General features: G+C 70.0%; 6 protein-coding genes. All 6 read right to left on the reverse strand.

The genetic code is table 11. From position 1 onward, the window contains the following. Window positions 1-502, reverse strand: a 502-nt coding sequence (locus O3Q52_RS46900; RefSeq protein ID WP_269654582.1) for a Rho termination factor N-terminal domain-containing protein, incomplete at its 3' end; no start/stop codon positions are given. Between the two features lie 385 nt (window positions 503-887). Then, window positions 888-1,805 carry a homoserine kinase gene (gene thrB, locus O3Q52_RS46905; RefSeq protein WP_269654583.1) on the reverse strand — a complete coding sequence of 306 codons (918 nt, stop codon included), beginning with the start codon at window positions 1,803-1,805 and terminating at the stop codon, window positions 888-890. A gap of 398 nt (window positions 1,806-2,203) precedes the next feature. Next, complete coding sequence (gene thrC, locus O3Q52_RS46910; protein WP_190232153.1) at window positions 2,204-3,262, reverse strand: threonine synthase; 1,059 nt, start codon at window positions 3,260-3,262, stop codon at window positions 2,204-2,206. Window positions 3,263-3,268: 6 nt separating this feature from the next. Further along, window positions 3,269-4,567: a homoserine dehydrogenase gene (locus O3Q52_RS46915; protein ID WP_269654586.1), complete on the reverse strand. Its 1,299-nt coding sequence runs from the start codon at window positions 4,565-4,567 to the stop codon at window positions 3,269-3,271. 159 nt (window positions 4,568-4,726) lie between these two features. Beyond that, window positions 4,727-6,118, reverse strand: a complete 1,392-nt coding sequence (lysA, locus tag O3Q52_RS46920; protein ID WP_269654584.1) for a diaminopimelate decarboxylase — start codon at window positions 6,116-6,118, stop codon at window positions 4,727-4,729. A 26-nt stretch (window positions 6,119-6,144) separates the two neighbouring features. Next, window positions 6,145-6,340 (reverse strand): DALR anticodon-binding domain-containing protein (locus O3Q52_RS46925; RefSeq protein WP_269654585.1); only part of this gene is annotated, 196 nt, incomplete at its 5' end.

Here is a 6,340-nt window from a genome sequence, read left to right on the forward strand (position 1 = left end):
CGGCCTTCGGCTCGCTCTTCGCCTCGGCGGTGACCGTCTCGGGGCTGCCGGCCTCGGCGGTCGCGCGGCGCCGGCGGCGCTCGGCCGGGGCGTCGTCACTCGCGGGCTGGCCGGGGATCTCGATCTGCTGCTGTGCCACGGCCTTCTCGGCCTTGGCCTCCGCCTTCTTGTCGGCGGGAGCGGCGTCGTCGCCCGTACGGGCCTTCGAGGTGGCCCGGCGCTTCGGCTTGGTCTCGGTGGCGGTCTCGGCCTTGGCCGGAGCACCTCCGCCCGCCTGCGCCTCCTTGATGACCTCGATCAGCTGGCTCTTGCGCATCCGCGCGGTGCCCCTGATGCCGAGGCCGGATGCGACCTGCTGCAGCTCGGCCAGCACCATGCCCTCAAGGCCGGTACCGCGGCGCCGACGGGAGCCGGCACCGGTGGCAGGCGCGGAGGCGTCCGTGGCGGGCGCGGCAGCGGTCTCCTCGACACGTGCGCCCATCAGATCGGTGGTGTCGCTCACGAAGGGTCCTTCCCTGGAGCGGACGTCGGCCTGTCTGGCTCGGCGACCGGTTGTGCTGTCCGACAGTGGTCCTTGCTGTGTGGACCGTGCCGGGGCGGTGGTCCGCCAAAAGGCGGAGGGAATTTCTGGGATGGCGATTCCCGGGGCCGGGGCACTGAGGTTCCGTGTCCATCGGCTCGGTCACGCCGGTTCCGGAGCGTGCTCAGCACCGCTCAGCGCGTAGCACCCAATGCATGGCACAAAGCAGTTTGGGGGGCTCCCGGAAGAATGGTTGTCCCGGACGGGGACGTGAAGCACCTCGCCATGGTGGGGTCGGGTGCAGACTTGAGGTTAACACTACCGGATCCAACAAACATTCCCCCTCTCGAAATCCGGCGACCGTGTGTCACGGAGCCAGCGGCAGCACGCTCGCCCCCGTGGCGTCGAGGCCCAGCCGGTTGGCCGCCCAGCCCTCGCCCGCCAGTCGTGCGACCTTGTCGGCCGCGGTGTCGGCGGCGAGCGCGAGCACGGTGGGCCCGGCGCCGGAGATCACCGCGGGAATTCCGTCGGCCCGCAGCCGCTCCACCAGAGCCGCGCTCTCCGGCATGGCCGGGGCGCGGTACTCCTGGTGCAGTCGGTCCTCGGTGGCGGGCAGCAACAGCTCGGGGCGCCTGGTCAGGGCCTCGACAAGCAGTGCGGCGCGGCCCGCGTTGGCTGCCGCGTCGACATGCGGAACGGCGCGCGGGAGCAGTCCTCGGGCGGTCTCGGTGAGGACCGGTTTCGCCGGTACGAAAACCACCGGAACGATGGAATCGGCGGGTTCCATCCTGATGGCGCGCGCGGATCCGCCCTCCATCCAGGACAGTGTGAAACCGCCGAGCAGACAGGCCGCGACGTTGTCGGGGTGGCCCTCGATCTCCGTCGCGAGCTCCAGAAGTGCCTCGTCGTCGAGCTTGCTGTCGCCGCCTATGGTCACTGCGCGTGCAGCGACGATGCCCGCGCAGATGGCGGCGGACGAGGAGCCGAGGCCCCGGCCGTGCGGGATGCGGTTGGCGCAGACGATCTCGAGACCGCGCGGCTGTCCGCCGAGCAGATCGAAGGCGGTGCGCAGGGAGCGTACGAGCAGGTGGCTCTCGTCGCGTGGGAGCGTCTCGCTGCCCTCGCCTGCGATGTCGATGTTCAGTCCGGAGTCGGCCACCCGGACGACCACGTCGTCGTACAGCCCCAGTGACAGGCCGAAGGCGTCGAAGCCCGGGCCGAGGTTGGCACTGGTGGCGGGGACGCGCACCCGGACGGCGGCGGCGCGGAACGCTGGACCGGCCATCGCTCGATGACTCTCCTTGAGCTTGAGCTGCGAGATTGTCGAAATCCTGCGAGACATACGGAAAATGCGGAAGACCCGGAGGCCGCAGGGACGGCGCGGCACCGCGGCATATGCGGCGGGCGGGTTCAGTACAGCCTATCGAAGGAAGGTTCTGTGGCGACATAGGGCGCACAGGAGGCGCACGATGCGTGTCGTAAGCCCCTTGTGCACCCCCCATTTTTTTAGGGCTCGGTTCGCCTCCGGGGCGCAGAAGCCTGTGTCGAGAGTCCGACCGTGCTCGGCCCTCCTTCGTCGGGCGCTCCGCGCGCTCGGACTCTCGACACAGGCGCGCCCCTTCGGCTCACTCGCCGTTGGTGGCCCGGCGTTGGTGTCGGGCTACGACAGGCCGAGGTCCCGTGTTACGCCAGGCCGAGGCGCTCTGCGGCCGTTGCCGCGTCGACCGGGACGGTGACCGGCTGCGGTGCGCCCGCGACGGCCCAGTCCGGGTCCTTGAGGCCGTTTCCGGTCACCGTGCAGACGATGCGCTGGCCCGGGTCGACCTTGCCCTGCTCGGCGGCCTTGAGCAGACCGGCGACCGAAGCCGCGGAGGCGGGCTCCACGAAGACGCCCTCCTGAGCGGCCAACAGGCGGTAGGCGCGCAGGATCTCACGGTCCGTCACCTCGTCGATGAAGCCGCCCGACTCGTCCCGCGCGGCCAGCGCGAACTTCCACGAGGCCGGGTTGCCGATACGGATCGCGGTGGCGATCGTCGAGGGGTCCTTGACGACCTCGCCGCGCACGATGGGCGCGGAACCGGACGCCTGGAAGCCCCACATGCGCGGGGTCTGCCGGGCGATCCCGTCGGCGGCGTACTCGGTGTACCCCTTCCAGTACGCGGTGATGTTGCCCGCGTTGCCCACCGGAAGGACGTGGATGTCGGGTGCGTCACCCAGCATGTCCACGATCTCGAAGGCGGCGGTCTTCTGCCCCTCGATACGCACCGGGTTCACCGAATTGACCAGCGCCACCGGGTAGTTGTCGGAGAGGCTGCGCGCCAGCGTGAGGCAGTCGTCGAAGTTGCCGTCGACCTGGAGGATCTTCGCGCCGTGCACGAGGGCCTGGCCCATCTTGCCGAGCGCGATCTTGCCCTGCGGTACAAGAACGGCACACACCATTCCGGCCCGTACGGCATACGCGGCGGCGGAGGCCGACGTGTTGCCCGTCGAGGCACAGATGACGGCCTTCGCGCCCTCCTCCTTGGCCCGCGTGATGGCCATGGTCATGCCGCGGTCCTTGAAGGACCCGGTGGGGTTCGCACCCTCGACCTTGAGGTGGACCTCGCAGCCCGTGCGCTCGGAGAGCACCTGCGCCGGCACGAGCGGCGTACCGCCCTCGCGCAGCGTCACGACCGGCGTGGTGTCGGATACCGGCAACCGGTCCCGGTACTCCTCGATGATTCCGCGCCACTGGTGGGTCATTGCTCGTTACTCTCCTTCAACCCGCATGATGCTGGCGACACCCCGCACGGTGTCGAGGTTGCGCAACGCCTCGACGGTCCCGTTGAGGGACGCGTCGGACGCGCGGTGCGTGACGACGACGAGAGAGGCCTCGCCGCCTCCGTCCTGTCGGCCTTGCTGCCGAACGGTATCGATCGAGACACCGTGCTCGGCGAAAACGGTCGCAACCTGGGCGAGAACACCCGGTTTGTCCGCCACATCGAGGCTGATGTGATAGCGGGTCACGACCTCACCCATGGGGCTCACGGGCAGCTGGGTATACGCCGAGTCGCCGGGCCCCGTCGCACCGCTGAGCTTGTTGCGGCAGACCGCGACGAGGTCACCGAGAACGGCGGAGGCGGTCGGCGCACCACCGGCGCCCGGCCCGTAGAACATGAGCTGCCCGGCGGCGTCCGACTCGACGAACACGGCGTTGTACGCGCCGCGCACGGAGGCGAGGGGGTGGCTCAGCGGAATCATGGCGGGGTGCACGCGCGCGGTGACCGATCCCCCGTCGGCGGCCCGCTCGCAGATGGCGAGCAGCTTGATGGTGCAGCCCATCCGCCTCGCCGAGGCGAAGTCGGCGGCGGTGACCTCGGTCATGCCCTCGCGGTAGACGTCGTCGAGACGCACGCGCGTGTGGAAGGCGATCCCGGCGAGGATGGCGGCCTTGGCGGCGGCGTCGAACCCCTCGACGTCGGCGGTCGGGTCGGCCTCGGCGTACCCCAGGGCGGTGGCCTCGTCGAGGGCCTCCTGATAGCCGGCCCCCGTCGAGTCCATCTTGTCGAGGATGAAGTTGGTGGTGCCGTTGACGATGCCCAGCACCCGGTTGACCTTGTCGCCTGCGAGGGACTCGCGCAGCGGGCGGATCAGCGGGATGGCACCGGCGACGGCGGCCTCGTAATAGAGGTCCCTGCCCTGCTCCTCGGCGAGGGCGTGCAGCGCGGCACCGTCCTGGGCGAGGAGCGCCTTGTTCGCGGAGACGACGGACGCGCCGTGCTCGAAGGCGGTCGTGATGAGCGTGCGGGCGGGCTCGATGCCGCCGATGACCTCGACGACCACGTCGATGTCCCCGCCCTTGACGAGCGCGGTGGCGTCGGTGGTGACGAGGGCGGGGTCGATGCCCTCACGCACCTTGGAGGGCCGGCGTACCGCCACACCCGCGAGCTCGACGGGGGCGCCGATGCGCGCGGCGAGATCGTCGGCGTGCGTCGTCATGATGCGCGCCACCTCTGAGCCGACAACCCCACAGCCCAGCAGCGCCACCTTCAGCGGACGCGTACGCATCATCCGACCTCGTTTCCTCATACCGTCACGGTGGGACCAGTCTCACTCACCGGACGGGGGTTTCTACCCCTCGTCCGGATCGTGAGATGTCTATTTCATTTGTACGGGGCGGCAGACAGGAGATCTTCCGCCCCGCTCAGGATGGTTCCGTCGATCCTGTCAGCCGACGTCGAGACGCAGGAGGTCCTCCTCCGTCTCGCGGCGGACGATCACGCGCGCCTCGCCGTCCCGGACCGCGACGACCGGCGGGCGCAGGGCGTGGTTGTAGTTGCTCGCCATCGAGCGGCAGTACGCACCGGTGGCCGGCACCGCGATGAGGTCGCCGGGCGCGAGGTCGGAGGGCAGGAAGGCGTCCTTCACGACGATGTCGCCGCTCTCGCAGTGCTTGCCGACGACGCGTACGAGCATGGGTTCGGCGTCGCTCGTCCGCGAGACGAGGGCGACGCTGTACTCGGCGTCGTACAGCGCGGTGCGGATGTTGTCGGACATGCCGCCGTCGACGGAGACGTACGTACGCAGTCCTTCGAGGGGCTTGATGGTGCCGACCTCGTAGAGCGTGAACGCGGTCGGGCCCACGATGGCGCGCCCGGGCTCGACGGAGATACGGGGCGTCCGCAGCTTGGCGGACTCGCACTCACGCGTGACGATCTCGTCGAGCGCCTTGGCGATCTCGTGCGGCTCACGCGGGTCGTCGTCACTCGTGTAGGCGATGCCGAGGCCGCCGCCGAGGTCGATCTCGGGAAGCTCGACGCCGTGCTCGTCACGGATCTCGGCGAGCAGCGCCACGACACGGCGCGCGGCCACCTCGAAGCCCGCCATGTCGAAGATCTGCGACCCGATGTGGGAGTGGATGCCGATCAGTTCGAGCCCGTCGAGGGTCAGCGCGCGCCGTACGGCCTCGGCGGCCTGCCCGTCAGCGAGCGCGATGCCGAACTTCTGGTCCTCGTGCGCGGTGGCGATGAACTCGTGCGTGTGGGCCTCGACGCCGACGGTCACCCGGATCTGCACGCGCTGCCGCTTGCCGAGGCTCTGCGCGATGTGTGCGACGCGCACGATCTCCTGGAACGAGTCGAGGACGATCCGCCCGACGCCGCTCTCGATGGCCTGGGTGATCTCGTCCGTCGACTTGTTGTTGCCGTGGAAGGCGATGCGGTCGGCGGGCATCCCGGCGGAGAGGGCGGTGGTCAGCTCGCCGCCGGAGCACACGTCGAGGTTGAGCCCCTCCTCGTGCAGCCAGCGCACGATGGTGCGGGAGAGGAACGCCTTGCCGGCATAGAACACGTCGGCGTCATGCCCGAAAGCGGTACGCCAGGCACGCGCCCGCGCCCGGAAATCGGTCTCGTCGACGAAGTAGGCGGGCGTGCCGAACTCCTCGGCGAGCGCGGCGACGCCGATCCCCCCGACGCTGACCTCACCTGTGCCGGTACGCGTGACCGTCTGCGCCCAGACCTTCGGGTCGAGGGCGTTCAGGTCGGCGGGCGGGGCGGAGTAGTGGCCCTCGGGCCAGACATCGGCGTGACGGGGCCCGGCGGGGTGTGCGGAACGGCTCATGTCTGTTGGGCTTCCTCAGAGATGTTCTAGAGATGTTCTGGGGCGTCGATGCCGAGCAGGGACAGGCCGCCGGCCAGCACCGTCCCGGCGGCTTCGGCAAGCGCGAGCCGGGCACGGTGGGCGGCCGAGGGTTTCTCGTCACCCAGCGGAAGCACGGTGTGCTGGAAGGCGAGCATCGCGTCGGCGGTGGTGACGAGGTGCCGGGCGGGACGGTCGGGCGCA

This window comes from Streptomyces sp. ActVer, from assembly GCF_027270795.1.
Classification (GTDB): Bacteria; Actinomycetota; Actinomycetes; order Streptomycetales; family Streptomycetaceae; genus Streptomyces; species Streptomyces umbrinus_A.

What these genes read in the sequence shown, in the direction of transcription:
- O3Q52_RS46915 (WP_269654586.1), bottom strand. Translation starts at nt 4,567, where the DNA reads ATGCGTACGCGTCCGCTGAAGGTGGCGCTGCTGGGCTGTGGGGTTGTC.
- thrC (WP_190232153.1), bottom strand. Translation starts at nt 3,262, where the DNA reads ATGACCCACCAGTGGCGCGGAATCATCGAGGAGTACCGGGACCGGTTG.
- lysA (WP_269654584.1), bottom strand. Translation starts at nt 6,118, where the DNA reads ATGAGCCGTTCCGCACACCCCGCCGGGCCCCGTCACGCCGATGTCTGG.
- thrB (WP_269654583.1), bottom strand. Translation starts at nt 1,805, where the DNA reads ATGGCCGGTCCAGCGTTCCGCGCCGCCGCCGTCCGGGTGCGCGTCCCC.